The 17,114-nt window shown below is 48.0% G+C and carries 19 protein-coding genes; all 19 read right to left on the bottom strand.

Translation table 11 applies throughout. The annotated features are described in order from the left end of the window. Nucleotides 1-13: 13 nt before the first annotated feature. The 19 genes from qcrB to aroB all read right to left on the bottom strand — a co-directional run bounded on the left by qcrB (nucleotide 14) and on the right by aroB (nucleotide 17,113). On the bottom strand, nucleotides 14-685 hold the full coding sequence (gene qcrB, locus ABIC22_RS20030) for a menaquinol-cytochrome c reductase cytochrome b subunit (protein WP_017687726.1): 672 nt from the start codon (nucleotides 683-685) through the stop codon (nucleotides 14-16). Nucleotides 686-700: 15 nt separating this feature from the next. Beyond that, nucleotides 701-1,243 (bottom strand): QcrA and Rieske domain-containing protein, encoded by a 543-nt coding sequence (locus ABIC22_RS20025; protein ID WP_095361914.1) that lies wholly within the window; start codon nucleotides 1,241-1,243, stop codon nucleotides 701-703. A 192-nt stretch (nucleotides 1,244-1,435) separates the two neighbouring features. Next, nucleotides 1,436-1,858 carry a DUF2487 family protein gene (locus ABIC22_RS20020; RefSeq protein ID WP_354483298.1) on the bottom strand — a complete coding sequence of 141 codons (423 nt, stop codon included), beginning with the start codon at nucleotides 1,856-1,858 and terminating at the stop codon, nucleotides 1,436-1,438. A 153-nt stretch (nucleotides 1,859-2,011) separates the two neighbouring features. Further along, nucleotides 2,012-2,191 (bottom strand): IDEAL domain-containing protein, encoded by a 180-nt coding sequence (locus tag ABIC22_RS20015; protein WP_095292837.1) that lies wholly within the window; start codon nucleotides 2,189-2,191, stop codon nucleotides 2,012-2,014. Between the two features lie 23 nt (nucleotides 2,192-2,214). Then, nucleotides 2,215-2,721, bottom strand: a complete 507-nt coding sequence (locus tag ABIC22_RS20010; protein ID WP_127540304.1) for a gamma carbonic anhydrase family protein — start codon at nucleotides 2,719-2,721, stop codon at nucleotides 2,215-2,217. 46 nt (nucleotides 2,722-2,767) lie between these two features. After that, a complete protein-coding gene (locus ABIC22_RS20005) occupies nucleotides 2,768-3,886 on the bottom strand; it encodes a hypothetical protein (RefSeq protein ID WP_127540302.1) in 1,119 nt (372 codons plus the stop codon). A 235-nt stretch (nucleotides 3,887-4,121) separates the two neighbouring features. Then, nucleotides 4,122-4,721 (bottom strand): histidine phosphatase family protein, encoded by a 600-nt coding sequence (locus tag ABIC22_RS20000; RefSeq protein ID WP_127540300.1) that lies wholly within the window; start codon nucleotides 4,719-4,721, stop codon nucleotides 4,122-4,124. A gap of 37 nt (nucleotides 4,722-4,758) precedes the next feature. Beyond that, on the bottom strand, nucleotides 4,759-5,394 hold the full coding sequence (locus ABIC22_RS19995) for an anti-sigma factor family protein (protein ID WP_110758995.1): 636 nt from the start codon (nucleotides 5,392-5,394) through the stop codon (nucleotides 4,759-4,761). Next, nucleotides 5,391-5,984 carry an RNA polymerase sigma factor gene (locus ABIC22_RS19990; RefSeq protein WP_127540298.1) on the bottom strand — a complete coding sequence of 198 codons (594 nt, stop codon included), beginning with the start codon at nucleotides 5,982-5,984 and terminating at the stop codon, nucleotides 5,391-5,393. The genes ABIC22_RS19995 and ABIC22_RS19990 overlap by 4 nt, the downstream gene beginning before the upstream one ends. 644 nt (nucleotides 5,985-6,628) lie before the next feature. Beyond that, nucleotides 6,629-7,723 (bottom strand): prephenate dehydrogenase, encoded by a 1,095-nt coding sequence (locus ABIC22_RS19985; RefSeq protein WP_127540296.1) that lies wholly within the window; start codon nucleotides 7,721-7,723, stop codon nucleotides 6,629-6,631. Nucleotides 7,724-7,749: 26 nt separating this feature from the next. After that, entirely contained in the window at nucleotides 7,750-8,850 is a 1,101-nt protein-coding gene (gene hisC, locus ABIC22_RS19980) for a histidinol-phosphate transaminase (RefSeq protein WP_354483295.1), read from the bottom strand. Between the two features lie 73 nt (nucleotides 8,851-8,923). Next, on the bottom strand, nucleotides 8,924-9,730 hold the full coding sequence (gene trpA / locus ABIC22_RS19975; RefSeq protein WP_354483293.1) for a tryptophan synthase subunit alpha: 807 nt from the start codon (nucleotides 9,728-9,730) through the stop codon (nucleotides 8,924-8,926). After that, a complete protein-coding gene (gene trpB / locus ABIC22_RS19970; protein ID WP_354483291.1) occupies nucleotides 9,727-10,926 on the bottom strand; it encodes a tryptophan synthase subunit beta in 1,200 nt (399 codons plus the stop codon). The genes trpA and trpB overlap by 4 nt, the downstream gene beginning before the upstream one ends. Further along, nucleotides 10,923-11,648, bottom strand: coding sequence for a phosphoribosylanthranilate isomerase (locus tag ABIC22_RS19965; RefSeq protein WP_354486030.1), 726 nt, complete (start codon nucleotides 11,646-11,648; stop codon nucleotides 10,923-10,925). The genes trpB and ABIC22_RS19965 overlap by 4 nt, the downstream gene beginning before the upstream one ends. Nucleotides 11,649-11,656: 8 nt before the next feature. Then, complete coding sequence (gene trpC, locus ABIC22_RS19960; RefSeq protein WP_337032999.1) at nucleotides 11,657-12,448, bottom strand: indole-3-glycerol phosphate synthase TrpC; 792 nt, start codon at nucleotides 12,446-12,448, stop codon at nucleotides 11,657-11,659. Then, the gene (gene trpD / locus ABIC22_RS19955; protein WP_483312596.1) at nucleotides 12,438-13,511 is read right to left on the bottom strand and encodes an anthranilate phosphoribosyltransferase; all 1,074 of its coding nucleotides are present in this window, start codon (nucleotides 13,509-13,511) and stop codon (nucleotides 12,438-12,440) included. The genes trpC and trpD overlap by 11 nt, the downstream gene beginning before the upstream one ends. 35 nt (nucleotides 13,512-13,546) lie before the next feature. After that, nucleotides 13,547-15,118 (bottom strand): anthranilate synthase component I, encoded by a 1,572-nt coding sequence (trpE, locus tag ABIC22_RS19950; RefSeq protein WP_354483287.1) that lies wholly within the window; start codon nucleotides 15,116-15,118, stop codon nucleotides 13,547-13,549. Between the two features lie 517 nt (nucleotides 15,119-15,635). After that, on the bottom strand, nucleotides 15,636-16,013 hold the full coding sequence (gene aroH, locus ABIC22_RS19945) for a chorismate mutase (RefSeq protein ID WP_154895613.1): 378 nt from the start codon (nucleotides 16,011-16,013) through the stop codon (nucleotides 15,636-15,638). A 2-nt stretch (nucleotides 16,014-16,015) separates the two neighbouring features. Continuing rightward, on the bottom strand, nucleotides 16,016-17,113 hold the full coding sequence (gene aroB, locus ABIC22_RS19940) for a 3-dehydroquinate synthase (protein WP_354483285.1): 1,098 nt from the start codon (nucleotides 17,111-17,113) through the stop codon (nucleotides 16,016-16,018). Nucleotide 17,114 lies beyond the last annotated feature (1 nt).

Genomic DNA, 17,114 nt, shown 5'->3' with positions numbered 1-17,114 from the left:
CTCCCTTCTCAAGTTATAGTGGTCCCGAAATGCCCTGTCTGCGGATCATGATGAAGTGTCCGACCAGAAGCACCAGAAGCACAGCGGGAAGGAAGAAGACGTGCAGGGCAAAGAATCGTGTTAGCGTCTGTGCACCTACAATGGTTCCACCTTGAAGGAATTCTTTAATAATGGGTCCCAACCATGGGACGGTATTGGCAATTTCCAGGGTAACTTTGGTTGCAAAATAGGCTTTGTTATCCCATGGCAGCAGGTACCCGGTCAATCCAAGACCCAGCATGACGAAAAAGATCAACATGCCAACAACCCAGTTCATCTCACGGGGCGCTTTATAAGAGCCTGTAAAGAATACACGCATCGTATGTAAAAACATCATTACGATTACCAGACTGGCTCCCCAGTGGTGCATGCCGCGCACAATTTGGCCGAAAGCTACCTTGGTCTGCAGATACTCGACACTGGCATAAGCATTGATAATATCAGGTACGTAATACATCGTAAGAAACATTCCTGAGAGAATCTGAATTACGGTGATAAAGAACGTCAAGCCACCAAAGCAGTAGACGAATGCGGAAAAGTGGTGAGCCGGGTTTACGTGCTCTGGAACTTCATGATCCGCAACGTCCCTCCAGATTGGCGTGATATCGAGACGCTCGTCAATCCAGTCATAGACATTTTTAAACATCTGCGTTCACGCCTCCTATTTCACTCGGGTGTTCGGAACAATCTCGCCCAGGTATACCCAGCCCTGTTCCTCCTTGACCACATATTCATCCAGCGGTTTCGGGGCTACGGCAAGATTTTTCCCTTCCTTGTCATAGTGCGCGCCATGGCACGGGCAATGATACTCATCAGGATAATTTTTGTCACTGTTCCAGCCGACTGTACAACCCAAATGTTTACAGATCGGTGAAAGCGCATAAATTTTACCCTGCTCATCCTTACGAATCCATGCCACAAGCGAAGCATTACTCAGGTACCAACCATCTTGCTGCTGCAATTCAAATGTGAATTCTTGAGGTTCGTTCGTGATTTTGCTGATTTCAGCTACTTTGACAGAAGTGCCTTCTCCCTTGTGCTGCAAAATTGGGTCCACCGCAAAACGGACCATGGGAAGAATCGCACCGGCGGCCATATAGGCTGTAGCTCCACCAAGCGTGTACGTTAAAAACTGCCTGCGCGACATTTCCATCCGGCTTGGTGGTTTGTTCGAGGCTTCGTGCTGGTCATGCTCACTGCTCATACTGTCTCCACCCCCCTTTTTCAGCCAACTCTCTCATACGTTTTCATTATCAGAAATTCCACGACTTACTAGAACATACATAATCATATAGTAGCCCTAGAACACCGTCAAGAATTTGTCACACATTTTTAAGGTTCAATTGTAAGCGTTATTAAAAAAGTGTTGATAAATTGTCACATTTCCAGTCAGATGTTAATTTTTCCACATCTCGCGCACTTTTCCCCCGACATACCCTGCTATTTTCGCTTCATCTATTTCCTGAACCATTTGAGATCGATTAAAAACCAGATCTGCAGATGAAATTTTATCTTTCTCCAAAAAACCATCTGATGTCATTATCACCACATATTTGAATCCTGAGCGCTTCAGCTGCTCGCATATGGTGTTTAATGCCATTGACATTTCCGGAATAGCGAAATGGAATGCTGGATATGTCATGATCCTCCCTTTAAACGGGACTTCAATCAGATCCAGAAAATCTCTAAGCCTCTCTAGTGCTTCCGTGGCTTCAGCCGGCGAATGATTTCCCGTAAGACCGGTGAATGGAATAAGGCATGTATCCAGATAGAGTTGCAGTTCAGCCCAGCTGTCTTGAGTCATCTCACTGAATTTCAATTCCCTATTTCCCCTCTCTATCCATTTTATTCCCATATTATATATGAGCAAACGATGTAAATCTATAGAGTTATTCGTAAATCTCTCCCTAAAAACACAAAAGGAAATGCGTAATCACGCATTTCCTTCTTATATGGTTGGATCATCAGTTCATCAGTTTATGGTTTTCAGTTCATCCGTCAGACTCCGGAAAGCTACTTCGTCTCCGGTAGCCAACGCCTTGTCGATTTCCATATACAGCTTCTCGCTACGCTGTTTACGAAGCGCTTCGTCCCACACCATCTCAGCAGCCAGCCCCAACATGACTTCATACGTAACTTTCATTTTATCCAATAGGATGCACCTCCAAAACGGATTTAAGAGCTCCTATATTCCTTACCTTTGGCAACATAACCAAGTGAAGTCCTCGACATCCGCTCAAGGTCGGCATCCGTCAATTCACGGATCACTTTGGCTGGTGTCCCCAGAGCCAGGGTATAGGGCGGAATTTTAGTATTTTCAGTTACAACAGAACCGGCCCCAATCAGTGTGTATTCACCAATTTCAGCTCCATTGAGAAGGATGGCTCCCATACCGATCAGTGAGCCTGTTCCAATGTGACAACCGTGAATAATCGCGGCATGTCCCACTGAAACGTCATCTCCCAGAATCAAAGGTTGATTCGTATTCACATGTCCAACAGCATTGTCCTGAATGTTACAACGTTGTCCGATCCATATTGGCGCCAGATCGGCCCGTAATACGGCATTGAACCAGACCGTAGAATCTGCACCTAACTTTAGGTCACCTATAAGTTTGGCCCCTTCAGCTACATACACCGAAGAATGAAGCTGCGGTTGTTGACCCTTGAATGGGATTATCATATCAGTATCACTCCTTAATTTGGGAGTGATTTTAGCAACTTGTCCCCTAAATGTCAAACACCAGAGGAGTCGTGTCACCAGACAGCGATCGGCAGGTTGCAGCGAGCCGCAAGCCCCATGCTGTCATTTGCACGGTACTCTCACCCTCCTGCTCTCCGAGGCGTAGCATCCCCAGATGCAGCATCATTTTGACAACTCTTGTTTCATAGATCGTCTCCGGTGTGTCGTAATAAAACGGCTGGATTAACGGGCCAATTTGTCTGAACAAGGACTCTGCGGTGGACCAACCAGGCGCACATTCTCCTGTCCAATACACAATGGAGGACAAGTTCGGAATAGCACCTTTATAAAGTCTTAACCAAAACCGAAATAGCTGTATCATCTCGGCTGTATTCTCTGCGCCCAGTTTTTCCTCACCGGCTGCAGTCAATTTCAGCAGCCCCTGTTCTTCCCGAACAAGCCGGTGGTGGAATGCATAGTCATATAGCAATGCAAACCGGTCAGGGTAATCCTTGAAGGAACGACCGTAGCCAAACCTCCATCCTGCTTTTCCAACCAATGTTTCACTGACATGAAGATGATCCATCACCTGCTGCTGAGAACGTCGGTACATCATGCCTTCTGCGTTCAACGTAATTTCATGCTGCTGCACAAACTGCAGGAACAACTTCAGATCGTCTACCAGCAGATGGTATTCATCTCGATACATCAGTGGTTCATTTGTCGTTTTAATACCCGCCTTCAGGTGTGCGGATAACACATCCCGGAACCTCATTTTCAAATCCTGGGGTACCTGGTATAGGTACTTCGTATGCTGTGTTGTTCCATTGAATAACCATCCACTCTTGGTGAACCGAACGATAAGATCTCGCGGACTGGCTCCGGACTCGCTATCTTTTTTGTCCATCGATTGACGGGCAATGGCGACAAGCTCCTCCATACCAAAGTATTGCCGAGGATCAAATAGCAGGTTGTTCAGGAAACGCAGATGGGCCATATTAAGTTCGCTGACCTGTTGCTCAAAAAATCGTCTACTGCCCAACGTTGTGAGAATACTCTGGATGAGTTCATGTTTGGAATTGGGTTTGCACTCACATTGGTAATAGTCCGCTATTCGATTAAGCTGGCCGATATCGGCAAAAGTTAGCATATCCGCTAGATTCATGGGTCCATCGCCTCGCCGTTAACTACTATTGGGCTACTGATTCGGGGCCGGAGTAGTTTGGTTTTGTAAACATGTTTGACGGAATTCCCATGATCTAAACCTCATTTACCAAATCTTTTATCTTTTTATTCATCCTATGCCCGAACTTGTCTGCTCAGAAGAAAAATGAGAGGCACAGAATGATACCAAACGACAGTTTCGCTGTTTCAAAACAAAAAAAACAACCTGAGTCCAATTACTCAGATTGTTTAGCTGCATCCAATGATAGATGTCGTGTGCAATTATATAACAAGGGACTCCAGTCATCCTGTTCTTTTTCCAGGATCGTAAGCGACAGGTTTCCAATTCGTTCCGTATAGCGGTCTTTGAACAAGGCAGACAACAGGTTTGCGAGAAAAGCGCCATGAGTTACAATCAAAATATTTTTGTCCTGATATGCAGCCCACAAATCTTCTAAAAACGCTAAAGCGCGAGTCTGTATATCAATAATCTGCTCCTGTCCCAGATCCAGCGTCTCCCAGTCCGTTCCCCAGCGGGTGATTCGTTCATCCGAGGTCAAACCTTCGATCTGACCGAAACCTCTTTCTTTTAAACGCGCATCTGGCTCAAGCATAGGCACGTCTAGCAATCCAGAGATAATCTCTCCTGTCTCCTGGGCCCGTGATAAACCACTGGTAATGATATAGTCCCATTGATAATCCTCTGTCAACAGACGGTGTCCCAGACGTTCTGCCTGCTGACGCCCTTCGGCATTCAATGGTATGTCTGTCTGCCCTTGGATACGCCCTGCAGCGTTCCAATCGGTAAGACCGTGACGAATAAGCCCAATTCGCATCTCATCCCTCTTTTCTATACGGCGAACGCCTGGTTAACTACGCACGCGCACCTTGTTTACGTTTGTTGGTCGTTCGATGCATCCGCCCCAGCGAAAACAAAGCCATGCCAATAGCGAGTAGTGACAAGGCCATCCAGTATCCCGGATACGCAGGTCCCATACTTACGACAAAGGGTTCAATAATGCTTCCTCTGTCGGCCCCTGGCATGTCGTACTGATACATACCTGAAGCAGTCAGATCGCTTCCAGCAACAGCTGTTTCGAGAATCCCCGTAGAAACGACGCTTTGCTGTTCAGCTTCTGATACCCCAGACTTAAACATCGCCATGTATAAGAAACTGCATAAAAAAATGGCCAGAAACGCAGCAATCCACAACGTCATATGCTTGCGGATCGCAGCAGAGAATCGATTCACTTTTGCCTCTTCAGGCAAAAGCCACGGGGACTCCGCATAAATGCGGTCCATTACGTTGCGATTGACTCTCTCTGCCTGCTGCTCTGTCACTGGTTCCGGTATGCTGTGCAGCAGCACTTGGGCTTCTTCCCAAACTTCAAACTGCTGCGAGCACTCCTCACAACCATCCAGATGAGCATGAAAAGCAAGCCGCTGAGGATGATTTGCCGGCAAGTCCCAGATCAGTGCAAACAAGTCCTGGGCTTCATTGCAATTCATCGGTTCTTCATCCCTTCATATGGCTCGTACACCGGTTCGAAGAAATAAGGTTCCAATTGGGTTTTTACGCTTGATCTTGCTCTGAACAATAACGATTTTACAGAACTGACGCTCTGCCCAAGAATATTCGCAATCTCCTGGTAGTCTAGTTGATCATATTCACGGAGTATGATGGCAGAACGCTGCTTCTCCGGTAAGTTGTTAATGGCATCTCTAACCAGCATGACCCGCTCACTGCGCAGTGCAGCATGCTCTGGGGCGTTCTCGGAAGGAGCAATGGGTACAACCCCGCTCTCTTCTAGAGGAACACTGCCACTGCGCTGTTTGCGCAGCTCACTCAGTACCGTATTTCTCGCAATGGTATATAACCACGTCGAGAATGAAGCATCAACCTCGCGGAATGAGTGTAAACTGCGGAATGCCTTATAGAAAGTCTCAGAACAGAGATCTTCCGCAAGCAGCTCCATATTGGAACTTTTCAACATATGATATACGAAAGCCAGTATTTTACGCTGATAACGACGCATCAGCTCGGAATATAACTCCAGGTTACCTTCCTTGATCTCTCGAATCAACTGGGAATCCGTCATTTGAGTGCGACCCCTCCTCGCCCATCCATGTGCTTCTCCCCGTTCGACTCTATCCATGTATTACCGAATAGGCACAAAAAAGTTGCGGTTCTCACCGCATAAAACAGCGTAAAGCCATATCAGGCCTCTACGCCAAATTCCCCTATGTAATGGCAATTTCCCCAACGTTTCTACATTAACAGTATTTATTGTACAACGGTCAGCAGCCTCCTGGCAAATTCTTTAGGATTTACAAAAGCCCGACCTGTCATTCTTATGCCTCTTATTTTACGAGTATGACGACATAAGACCCAATTGGCAAAATTGCACATTGCACACTCATTAGACGCAGAGTTATCCAAAAAGGTTTCAAAATTTTAACCTTTTTTTTCGATCCTTTTTTGGAGGATTTTATTTCCTGAATTTACGTAAGTTATAATTTGGTTTAACAAATTTTTATAAAGTGTTGACAAAATGAAAACGTATACATATAATAAAAGTACAGTATGGTTTCTCTCCACTCCTATCCAATAACTGTATTGCTCCACGTGAGCAATGGCCGCTTATGTAAGCGGTCTTTTTTTTGCCCTTCTTTAAGGACGTATCGTAACAACTGTTTATCAACACAAAGAGAAAGAGGGCTTTCGCCCTCTTTTTTTCTATCCTCATACCCAGACCTGATATCCCAGGGAATCCAATAAAGACTTCGCACGTTCCATATCCTCTTCCTGACGGAATGACAAACGCATGATGCCTGGCACATCAACCCGGTTCTCGATAATCTCCAGGTTGCTCAGATTGATATCATGTGTCCCGAGCTCTGTTGCAATCTTACCAATCATCCCTGGCGCATCCTGAACGTCTGTATACAAGTCAAACAGCGGCGAGATCATGCCTTTACGCCGTTCTGGCAATACGCTGCGAAATTCACGGGCCTGACGAAATGCATCTTCGATTCCTGGGCCATTCTCGTTCTCCAGCATATCCGTAAAAGCAGACATCTGGCTGTTCCAGTCCTTCAATAGACCAAGGAGTACTTCACGATTGCTCAGCAGGATATCACGCCATACAATCGCATCACTGGATGCAATACGTGTGATATCCCGGAACCCGCCTGCCGCCAACATTTTATACAGGGGATTCGATTCATTATATTCACGTACCTGATTCACGAGCGCTACTGCGATGACATGTGGCAAATGACTGATAGCTCCCACAATATCATCATGTAATAACGGCTCAACTCTGACGATCTGAGCCCGCGTATACGCTAGAAGCTCGGATAATCTGGCATATGCCTCTTCAGGAACATGTGCAGACGGAGTCAGAACATAGTACGCATTCTCGAAAAGTACGGCCGAAGCCGCGTCAACACCAGCACGCTCAGATCCGGCCATCGGATGACCGCCAATGAAGTAGGCATCGGTCATACGTACATGCTCAGCACAAGCAGCAATCGAAGCTTTGGTGCTGCCAACATCCGTAATGATGCATCCCTTTTTCAAGGGCAGCTTCGCCAATTGTTGAAAATATGATTCAAGCAAACCTACCGGAACGCACAAAAAAATAAAGTCGGCATCCTGCACCGCTTCTTCCAGAGAGAGTGTAGCGTCGTCCACTACACCACTCGCTATGTACTTTTCTTTCAATTCAGGTAGATGTGCATAGCCCATTACAGTTACTCCCGGCTTGCCTTTGAAGCAAAGCGCGAGAGATCCTCCAATGAGCCCCACACCAATCATTGCAATTTTTAATTTCATGAGACCTCACTCTTTCATCGCCGGTTTTAGTGGCTTGTTGTCGCCTTCTCAGCCAGCGTGTTCTCCAATGCCGTCACAAAAGCACGGTTCTGTTCTGGTTTGCCTACTGACACACGGATGTATGTTGGATAGACTTGGAATCCAGGGCGGACAATAATCCCTTGTTTGAGCAAGGATTGGAATGCATCCTTAGATGGCATATCCAAATCGACCAAGATGAAGTTTCCTTGTGACGCGAAGAACGGCAATCCAAGACGGGCAAACTCGTTTTGCAGATAATCACGTTCAGATGCATTCTGCTTCGCACATTCCCGAACAAATGGTTGGTCCAAAAGTGCAGCCGTTGCTGCTACCTGGCCAAAACGCGACGTATTGAATGGTTCACGTACACGGTTAATCAGGTCAATGACCTCCGGACGTGCAATGCCATATCCAATTCGTAGTGAAGCAAGGCCATAGATTTTGGAGAATGTCCGTAGAATGACCAGGTTCGGATAACGATCCAGCATGGAAATGGTTTGTGGATAAGCCGCATCCGTTACAAACTCATAATAGGCCTCATCCACCACAACCATTACATGAGCAGGTACCCGATCCATAAATGCTACAAGTTCCTGTTCAGAGATAATTGTCCCTGTAGGGTTATTCGGATTACATACCCAGATGACTTTGGTTTTATCACTAATTTCCGCGAGCATGGAGGACAGGTCATGCGTTCCATCTTGAAGCGGAACTTCAATTGTCACTGCGCCCTCAATGTCTGCATTGCTTTTGTACACGGAGAACGTCTGATCCGCCATGATGGTCTCATCGCCGGGAAGGAAGAAGGCACGGGTAATTAATGCAATAATCTCGTCTGATCCACAGCCAAAAATAATGTTGTTCCGTTCCACGCCCAAATGCTTTGCCAGCACCCCTGTAAGCTCAACGGCGCTGCCATCAGGATACAGACTAACTTGGGCCAACTCTTTCGTAATGGCTTCCAGTACGGCAGGAGAGCTGCCATATGGATTTTCGTTGGAGGCCAGCTTGATCACTTGCTCAAGCCCCAGTTCACGTTTCACTTCTTCAATCGGTTTGCCCGGTTGGTACACAGGCAGATTGACAATCTGGGATTTCGGTTTCAACCCGACCGCCTCCTGTAGTTAAGTTATAAGTTACATGCCGAAACATGCAGGGCAATAACACGTCGTTATCTCCCTATCCTTTTAATTGTGCCACAAAGTTGCGAATTTGCAACAGCCCTGCCTCACGGGTATCCGGATTCCCAAGAAGAGGAATTGCTTCTTCCACCTGACGAACAATGGCACTCCCTACAACCACCCCGTCGCAGATGCGGGAAAAACGCTCTACTTGCTCATGGCTGGAAATGCCGAACCCTACCGCTACCGGAATATCTGTCAAACTTTTCACAGTCTCAATAAAACTCTCTACTCCGTCAAAGAAGGAGGCTCTTTCCCCTGTTACACCTAGCGAAGATACGCAGTAGATAAAGCCTCTCGCTCCATTAACGATACGCTCAATCCGCGCGTTGGACGTAGGAGCTACCAGCGGAACCAGATGCACGCCTGCCGCGTCCGCCCTGCGGCGCATCTCTTCTGCTTCCTCAATGGGAAGATCCGGAATAATCATGCCGCTAATATCGTGTTTGACAAGTTCATCAAAGAACAAATCAAGTCCCGTTTGCAGTACAGGATTGTAATACGTAAAGAGAACAAACGGCAGCTGTACCCCTGCCTCGCGTGCTTTGGCAGCTGTTTCCATGCAGGTACGAATGGAGATTTGGCTTTTCAGCGCACGCTCGGATGCACGCTGGATGACAGGGCCATCCGCAAGTGGATCGGAATAGGGAACCCCAAGCTCCAGGATGTCAGCTCCTGCCTGTTCAAGCTCCTTGATAATATCAATTGTCGTCTCCACATCGGGGTCACCAACGGTCAGAAACGGAATAAGTGCTGTACGATTTTGTTCCTTTAAACGCAGGAAGGTCTGGTCCATTAGGTTCATGACAAGTTCCCTCCCGTATATTTCATAATGGATTCAACATCTTTGTCTCCCCGACCGGACAGACAGATGACAACGATATCCTCTGCTGTAAGTTCAGGTGCAAGCTTAACGACCTGAGCCACGGCATGTGCAGATTCCAGTGCAGGAATGATACCTTCTGTACGACTGAGCAGCTGCAGGGCATCCAGCGCCTCCTGATCTGTAATCGGTACATATTTAGCACGTTCAATGTCTTTCAGATAGGAATGCTCCGGACCAACGCCAGGATAATCTAGACCCGCCGAGATGGAATGTGCAGGTTGAACCTGTCCATACTCATCCTGAAGCAAATAACTCATGGAACCCTGAAATACGCCATGTGTCCCTTTACTCATCGTCGCTGCGTGAAATTCAGTGTCCACACCTTTGCCGGCAGCTTCAACACCAACCAGCTTCACATCCTGATCCCCGATAAACGGGTAAAACATGCCAATTGCATTGCTTCCGCCACCGACAGCCGCAACGATCACATCAGGAAGACGCCCTTCGATCTCCTGGATCTGTCTGCGCGTCTCATCGCCAATGACTCGTTGAAAGTTACGCACCATCATGGGATATGGATGAGGACCAACGACTGATCCAAGCACATAGAATGTATCCTCCACGTTGCTGACCCAGTAACGAAGAGCCTCATTCCCTGCATCCTTCAGTGTCCGTGTGCCCGACATCACCGGAATCACTTCCGCCCCCAGCAGCTTCATCCGGAATACGTTCAGTTGTTGACGCTCTGTATCTTCTTCGCCCATGAACACTTTACACTCAAGACCAAGCAGTGCAGCAACGGTTGCCGTTGCGACGCCATGCTGTCCGGCACCCGTTTCGGCGATGACTTTCTTTTTACCCATACGTTTGGCAAGCAAGCCTTGTCCGATCGCATTGTTAATTTTATGTGCACCGGTATGATTCAAATCTTCCCGCTTCAGATAGATCTTCGGTCCTCCCAGATGGCGAGACAACTGTTCCGCATGATACAGCGGAGTCTCCCGTCCGGAATACTCACTCAGCAGATAGTTTAATTCCTTATTGAATTCATCGTCTTGAGAGTAACGATCATACGCCTCTTCCAATTCGATTAGAGCGTTCATTAGTGTCTCAGGAACAAAGCGGCCTCCGAAGGGACCGAATCGCCCGTGTTGATCCGGCAATTGATGTGTCATGCCTGCTTCACCCTTTCTACAAATGCTGTGATTTTTGCAATATCTTTCACGCCGTCAGACTCTACGCCGCTGGATACATCGACGCCGTCTGGTGCATAGGTCTGTATCAGTTGCTCTACATTATCCGGATGCAGCCCCCCTGCTACGAACAGAGCAATTCCATGTTGAATTGCCCATTCGGCATAAGCGGGAATACGATCCCACGCAAACGTCTTGCCGGAACCTCCTCCGTATAACGGATCAAAGGTATCCAGTAATATGGCATCAACAACGTTTTGATAAGGATCAAGTGCCTTCTTGGCAGTATCGTTCACTTCTGCAGCTGTTCCATCTTTGGGAAAAGAGAGAGCCTTGAATACCTCGGTGCCGAAACGCTGCTTCACCAGTCCGCAAAATTCCGGAGACTCCTGTCCATGCAGCTGAATAACATCCAGGTGAGCTGCTTCCATGACACTCTCCAGCTCTGTGATTGAAGGATTCACAAATACTCCCGCCAGTTTCGGACGATAAGAAGCATTCCAGTCCATGAGGACCGCTCTTAACTCGGCAGCCTTACCCGCATTAATTTGGCGACGGGACTCGGCAAAGACAACACCAATGTAATCAATCGGCAAGTTTATCATCGATTTTAGCACTTCAACGTCCTGAAGTCCACAAATTTTTACTGCCGCTGCCGATTCCCTAGGCGCCCCGTTATCTCTGCCGCCCACACCGTCATTCATAAGTTTATTCATCCTCTTGGCCCCATCAGTTCGTAAACGGCAGCTTCCACATCATCCTTACGCATCAGATGCTCACCGACGAGGATTCCCTGTACTCCAGCCTCTATAAGTGATCCTAAACGCTCTGGACCGTCAATTCCGCTCTCACTGATTAACGTTACGCCATCCGGAATCAGCTTCATCAGATCAAGCGTTGTACTTAAGCTGGTTTCGAACGTCTTCAGATTACGGTTATTGATCCCAACAAGAGTTGCCTGCGGAATCTCCAGTACCTGCTCCAGTTCCGTTCGGTCATGGACTTCAATTAAGACATCCAGTCCTATACTTTTGGCAAATGACAGATACTGACGGATCTGCTCTGGGGACAGGATGCTTGCAATCAACAAAATGGCATCTGCACCAAGCAATCTTGCTTCAGCGATCTGGCGCTCATCGATAATAAAATCCTTACGCAAAAGAGGAATATTCACTGCTTGATGAATGGCCTGCAAATATTCTCCACTGCCTTGAAAGTAGGAGACGTCCGTCAATACGGAAATACAATCTGCTCCTGCCCGTTCATAGGCTAATGCAATCTCTACCGGATGAAAGTCAGGACGTATAAGCCCTTTGGATGGTGATGCTTTTTTCACTTCGGCAATAAGTCCCAGGCTCCGATTACGATTCTTCGATAACGCCCGTTCAAACCCGCGGGTAACCGGCAATGTTTCAATCTGTTTTAATGCCTCTTCCATCTGAAAGGTTTGGGCCAATACTTCAACCTCTTGCTGTTTCGTTGCTACAATTCGATCAAGATACATGACTGTACGCCTCCGTTGTGTGTATTAGCTGTTCCAATTTCATCGCTGCTTTTCCGGAATCCACAGCATTCGCGGCCATGGTCACACCTTCCGCAACGGTCTCAGCAAGACCCGAAAGGTAGATGCATGCTCCAGCATTTAACAGAACGACATCACGGTACGCGCTCCGTTCTCCGTGAAAGATTCGTTTTATGATTTCGGCATTCTGGAGAGCATCTCCTCCAAGAACGGTCTCCAGCGGATGGAGCGACAACCCCATATCACGCGGGTCAATGTCGTACGTCTGAACTTCACCATTACGCAGTTCAGATACCTGAGTCGGTGCGGATATGCTGATCTCATCCAGTCCATCATGACTTGCAACGACGAGCGCTCTCTTTAGACCGAGACGATTGAGAACTTCTGCAATCATCGGCGTACGACTGCGGTCATACAGACCAAGGAGCTGCCGATCCGCACCTGCGGGATTAGTGAGAGGACCAAGCATATTGAAGATCGTACGTACACCGAGCTCTTTGCGTGGTGCAGCCGCATGTTTCATGGAAGGATGGTACACCTGAGCGAAACAGAAGCAAATTCCGATCTCATCCAGGCATTGTCTCGCCTGTTCTCCATCCAGATGAATGTTAACCCCCAGCGCTTCAAGAACATCCGCACTGCCTGCTTTACCTGAAGCAGATCGATTGCCATGTTTCGCCACTCGAACAGAGACTGCTGCCGCAATGATGGCTGAGGCTGTTGAGATATTGAACTTGTGAATCCCCGATCCACCGGTCCCGCAAGTGTCGAGCAGCCCGCTGCCATCGGTAAGAATCCGGCCGCCCTGTCCGCGCATCGCTTCGGCAAAACCGGTGATTTCATCCACCGTTTCCCCCTTCATTCGGAGAGCCATCAGCAACCCGCCGATCTGAGCCGGAGTCGCTTCACCCCTCATGATGGAGTACATCAAGTTACGTGCTTCCGCCTGCTCGAGATGGTTCCCCTCCAAAATTTTGGCAAGTCCGTCCTTCATTCCTTCGTTCTGGCTTAAGGCAGATGCGGATCTTTTGGAATCTTCATTCATCACAGGGTTCATATTCATATCCGGTCTCTCCTCTCTCAGTTCTGTACAGCCGTGGCTGGCGTCACAAAATAATCTGCATTGGCAAGTGTCAGGTGGTTATCTTTCCCCTTGGGAGGGAACATGGCCTCCGCTGTCCGGATTGCTTTAAGTAATGCTTTCGCCTTGTTGACTGTTTCCTCGTATTCACTTTCAGGTACCGAGTCCCATACAATGCCTGCTCCGGCCTGCACGTACGCTTTTCCTTTTTTGAAAATGATGGTTCGAATCGTAATGCAGGCATCCATGTTACCGGAGAACCCGAGATACCCGATAGCGCCTGCGTAGGCACCGCGTGCTTCTTTTTCAAGCTCTGCAATAATCTCCATCGCACGCAGCTTCGGTGCACCCGATACCGTTCCAGCTGGGAGACAAGAGAGGAATGCATCGAAGAAGTCCTTGTCTTCTCTGAGCTCGCCCGTCACGTTCGATACCATGTGCATGACGTGAGAATAACGCTCAATCTCCATGAACATGTCACACTTCACACTGCCAAATTTCGATACACGGCCGAGATCGTTGCGGCCCAGATCAACCAGCATGAGATGTTCCGCCCGCTCCTTCTCATCCTGCAGCAGATCGGCTGCAAGAGCACGATCCTCCGCTTCTGTTGCACCTCTTGGACGTGTGCCGGCAATCGGCCGTGTCTCCACACGATTTCCGTCCACCTTCACCAGAGCCTCTGGTGAGGTCCCGACAATGATTTCATCATCCATTTTCAAATAATACATATAGGGCGATGGGTTCAGTGTCCGAAGTACACGATACACATGAAGCGGGGAAACTTCAGTATCGATGTGGAAGCGCTGCGACAGCACGACCTGAAAAATATCACCTGCACGGATATATTCCTTGGCTTGCTCCACATTGCCGATAAACTGTTCCTTTGTTAGGTTGGAACGAATATCCCCCAGATCAACGTCTCCCGGAATGGATCGCGGATTCAGGTTTTCCCCTGGTCCCTGCTGCTGCAAGCGCTCAGCGGCCTGCTCAAGCTTCTCTGATGTCACTGTATAAGCTTTCCGGATGTCCTCATCCGTTGCTCCTTCTTTGACATGAACGTTCCCGACAAGCAGCATTTGCTGTTTCACGTGGTCAAACACAATAATCTGGTCACAGAACATGAAGCGAATATCATCCATATTCAGATCATCCAGCGCATGAGCCGGAAGCTTCTCATAATATTGCAGCAGATCATATCCAAAAAAACCAATCGCCCCGCCTGTAAATGGCGGCAGTTCGTCATCTTTGGGACTACGGTACTTGCGCAGCAGCGCTTTTAGTTCTTCAATGGGTTTGCCTGGCAGCTCGCGCTTCTGGCCAGCTTCTTCCACTTCCATCCGACCCTTTTTGGCCGAAATCATCAGAAACGGATCCGTACCAATGAAAGAATACCTTGCCCACTGAATACCACCCTCCACACTTTCCAGCAGGAATGCCCGGTCATTCTCAGCATAACGGCGGAAAATCCGGATAGGCGTTTCCATATCAGCCAAAATCCGTTTGACTACCGGAATCAGATTGTATTCATTCGACATTTTCAGTACTTGATTAACGTTTGGCGTTATCATCAGATCACGTCCTTTCAGATTAGGTAGAAGAAAGTGGTTGTATATAACAAAAAAACCTCTACCATCAGGTAGAGGTTCTGGGTTTATAAGCTGTAATTAACAGTTTGGTGCTTCATAAATAACAAGTCCCTATACTTCCATGCTGGATCATCAGACCAGTCTCATGAATGAACGTTCTACATCCACCAACCTGCACGTCTTGAATATGGATTCACTAGCTCTTCCAGCTTGCACGATACCATCACAGAAACGAAATGGGATCTCAACAAACAAAAATGAGCATATACCAAAACAAAACGGTGTCACTGGACACGTTTCACAATATGAGGTTCCTGTTCCTATCAATCCTGTAGCACGACGTACCGCGAATCAGTTGGCCGACCTTGTTACTCCGGCTACCACCCGCTGGACTCTGCTATATACTCCACTATCTCAGCTGCTCTCAGCTCAACTCATACTCTACTCAACTGGTTCTCACTATACAGCATTCAGAATGGTTTGACAACCATTCTATTTCTCATGAATTCGAAGGTGCGACCAAATCAGGCCGCAGGGATTGTGCACCATTCAGGTACACATGATTGATTTCATGTTGGTCTTTGGTTGTGTTCACATGCACCATGAAACGAATGCATTGCGGCAAGGCACCCTTAACGGGTACTTCCAGTGCACACATCAAAGGTACCAATTCCCAGCCTTCCAGTTGGCGAATGGCCTTCGCTGGAAAGGCTGCATCCAAATCGCCCGTCATCGTAATCCAGACGCTGCAGATATCTTCCGGCTTAATATCGTTGCGGTCCACAATCTCCTGCAGCAATACCGCTGTTTCCTTCAAAATCTGTTCTTCGTTATTTTGCGTGACTGTTGTAGCCCCGCGAATTCCACGTGTTACCATCGTTATTCTGCTCCCTTCTTAAGCAATTCAATGACATCCCGAACTGCCGATACGGGCACGTCTTTCACAATTCTCGCTGCTCCAATCCGATCCGGAATAATAAAAACCATATGTCCTTCACGGAATTTCTTGTCATGCATCATGGCATCCATCAACGCATCCGTATCCAGATGTTTCGGCATGGTGACCGGTAATCGCAGGGAACGAAGCATCCGCACCGTATCGTCATATAGACCTGCAGGTGCACCAAGCTTCTCGCCCAGCAAAGCCGATCCGGCCATCCCGATAGAGATGGCTTCTCCATGCAAAAACTCCCCGTATCCAGCAATCGCTTCAATCGCGTGACCAATGGTATGGCCCAAATTCAATAGTGCACGCTCTCCGTTTTCCCGTTCATCACGAGACACAATTTCAGCCTTGATGCCGCATCCGCGTTCCAGTCCGTATCCGAGTGCTTCCGGATCCAGCGCGAGCAACGCTTCAGCATGCTCTTCACACCAATGTGCAAACGCTTCGTCGCGAATCAGTCCGTGCTTCAGCATTTCCGATAGTCCGGCTGAAACATCGCGCGGCGGCAAGGATTGAAGTGTGTCCACATCATAGAGCACAAGCTCAGGCTGATGGAATGCACCAATCATATTTTTGGCCAGCGGATGGTTAACGGCTACTTTACCACCAACACTGCTGTCATGTGCGAGGATTGTTGTAGGTACTTGTACAAACTTGATTCCACGCATATATGTAGCCGCCACGAATCCAGCGAGATCTCCCACAACGCCTCCGCCCAACGCAATAATGGCGGAACTGCGATCCAGCTTACCCTCAATGGCAACTGTCATCATGTCTTGATAAACCGATAGGGATTTGGATGTCTCTCCCGAAGGAACCACTGCCGAGACGACTGTAAAGTCAGCCGCTCGGAGGGTCTGTTCAAGACCAGCCAAATACTTGGGAGCCACATTCTCATCTGTAATAATGAGCAGCGGACTTTTCTTGGTCAATCCATATTGTTCAAAAAATCGAGGCGCCTCAGCGAGCAGACCACTGCCAATCAGAATGGGATATGAGCGTTCCTCCAACTGAACTGTCAGCTGACGCATA

Origin of the sequence: Paenibacillus sp. PvP094, from assembly GCF_040546835.1 — a bacterium.
GTDB lineage: Bacteria > Bacillota > Bacilli > Paenibacillales > Paenibacillaceae > Paenibacillus > Paenibacillus illinoisensis.
The sequence above is the reverse complement of the archived record's forward strand: the minus strand, read 5'-3'. Positions and strand labels throughout refer to the sequence as shown.

Excerpts from the sequence above, each read along its gene's own strand:
- ABIC22_RS20025 (WP_095361914.1), bottom strand. The coding sequence starts at position 1,243 with ATGAGCAGTGAGCATGACCAGCACGAAGCCTCGAACAAACCACCAAGC.
- ABIC22_RS20010 (WP_127540304.1), bottom strand. The coding sequence starts at position 2,721 with ATGATAATCCCATTCAAGGGTCAACAACCGCAGCTTCATTCTTCGGTG.
- ABIC22_RS19965 (WP_354486030.1), bottom strand. The coding sequence starts at position 11,648 with ATGAATGACGGTGTGGGCGGCAGAGATAACGGGGCGCCTAGGGAATCG.
- aroB (WP_354483285.1), bottom strand. The coding sequence starts at position 17,113 with ATGCGTCAGCTGACAGTTCAGTTGGAGGAACGCTCATATCCCATTCTG.
- ABIC22_RS19985 (WP_127540296.1), bottom strand. The coding sequence starts at position 7,723 with ATGAAATTAAAAATTGCAATGATTGGTGTGGGGCTCATTGGAGGATCT.
- ABIC22_RS19990 (WP_127540298.1), bottom strand. The coding sequence starts at position 5,984 with ATGACGGATTCCCAGTTGATTCGAGAGATCAAGGAAGGTAACCTGGAG.
- ABIC22_RS20005 (WP_127540302.1), bottom strand. The coding sequence starts at position 3,886 with ATGAATCTAGCGGATATGCTAACTTTTGCCGATATCGGCCAGCTTAAT.
- trpE (WP_354483287.1), bottom strand. The coding sequence starts at position 15,118 with ATGATAACGCCAAACGTTAATCAAGTACTGAAAATGTCGAATGAATAC.
- aroH (WP_154895613.1), bottom strand. The coding sequence starts at position 16,013 with ATGGTAACACGTGGAATTCGCGGGGCTACAACAGTCACGCAAAATAAC.
- trpD (WP_483312596.1), bottom strand. The coding sequence starts at position 13,511 with ATGAATGAAGATTCCAAAAGATCCGCATCTGCCTTAAGCCAGAACGAA.
- trpB (WP_354483291.1), bottom strand. The coding sequence starts at position 10,926 with ATGACACATCAATTGCCGGATCAACACGGGCGATTCGGTCCCTTCGGA.
- ABIC22_RS19995 (WP_110758995.1), bottom strand. The coding sequence starts at position 5,394 with ATGAATTGCAATGAAGCCCAGGACTTGTTTGCACTGATCTGGGACTTG.
- trpC (WP_337032999.1), bottom strand. The coding sequence starts at position 12,448 with ATGTATCTTGATCGAATTGTAGCAACGAAACAGCAAGAGGTTGAAGTA.
- ABIC22_RS20000 (WP_127540300.1), bottom strand. The coding sequence starts at position 4,721 with ATGCGAATTGGGCTTATTCGTCACGGTCTTACCGATTGGAACGCTGCA.
- qcrB (WP_017687726.1), bottom strand. The coding sequence starts at position 685 with ATGTTTAAAAATGTCTATGACTGGATTGACGAGCGTCTCGATATCACG.
- trpA (WP_354483293.1), bottom strand. The coding sequence starts at position 9,730 with ATGAACCTAATGGACCAGACCTTCCTGCGTTTAAAGGAACAAAATCGT.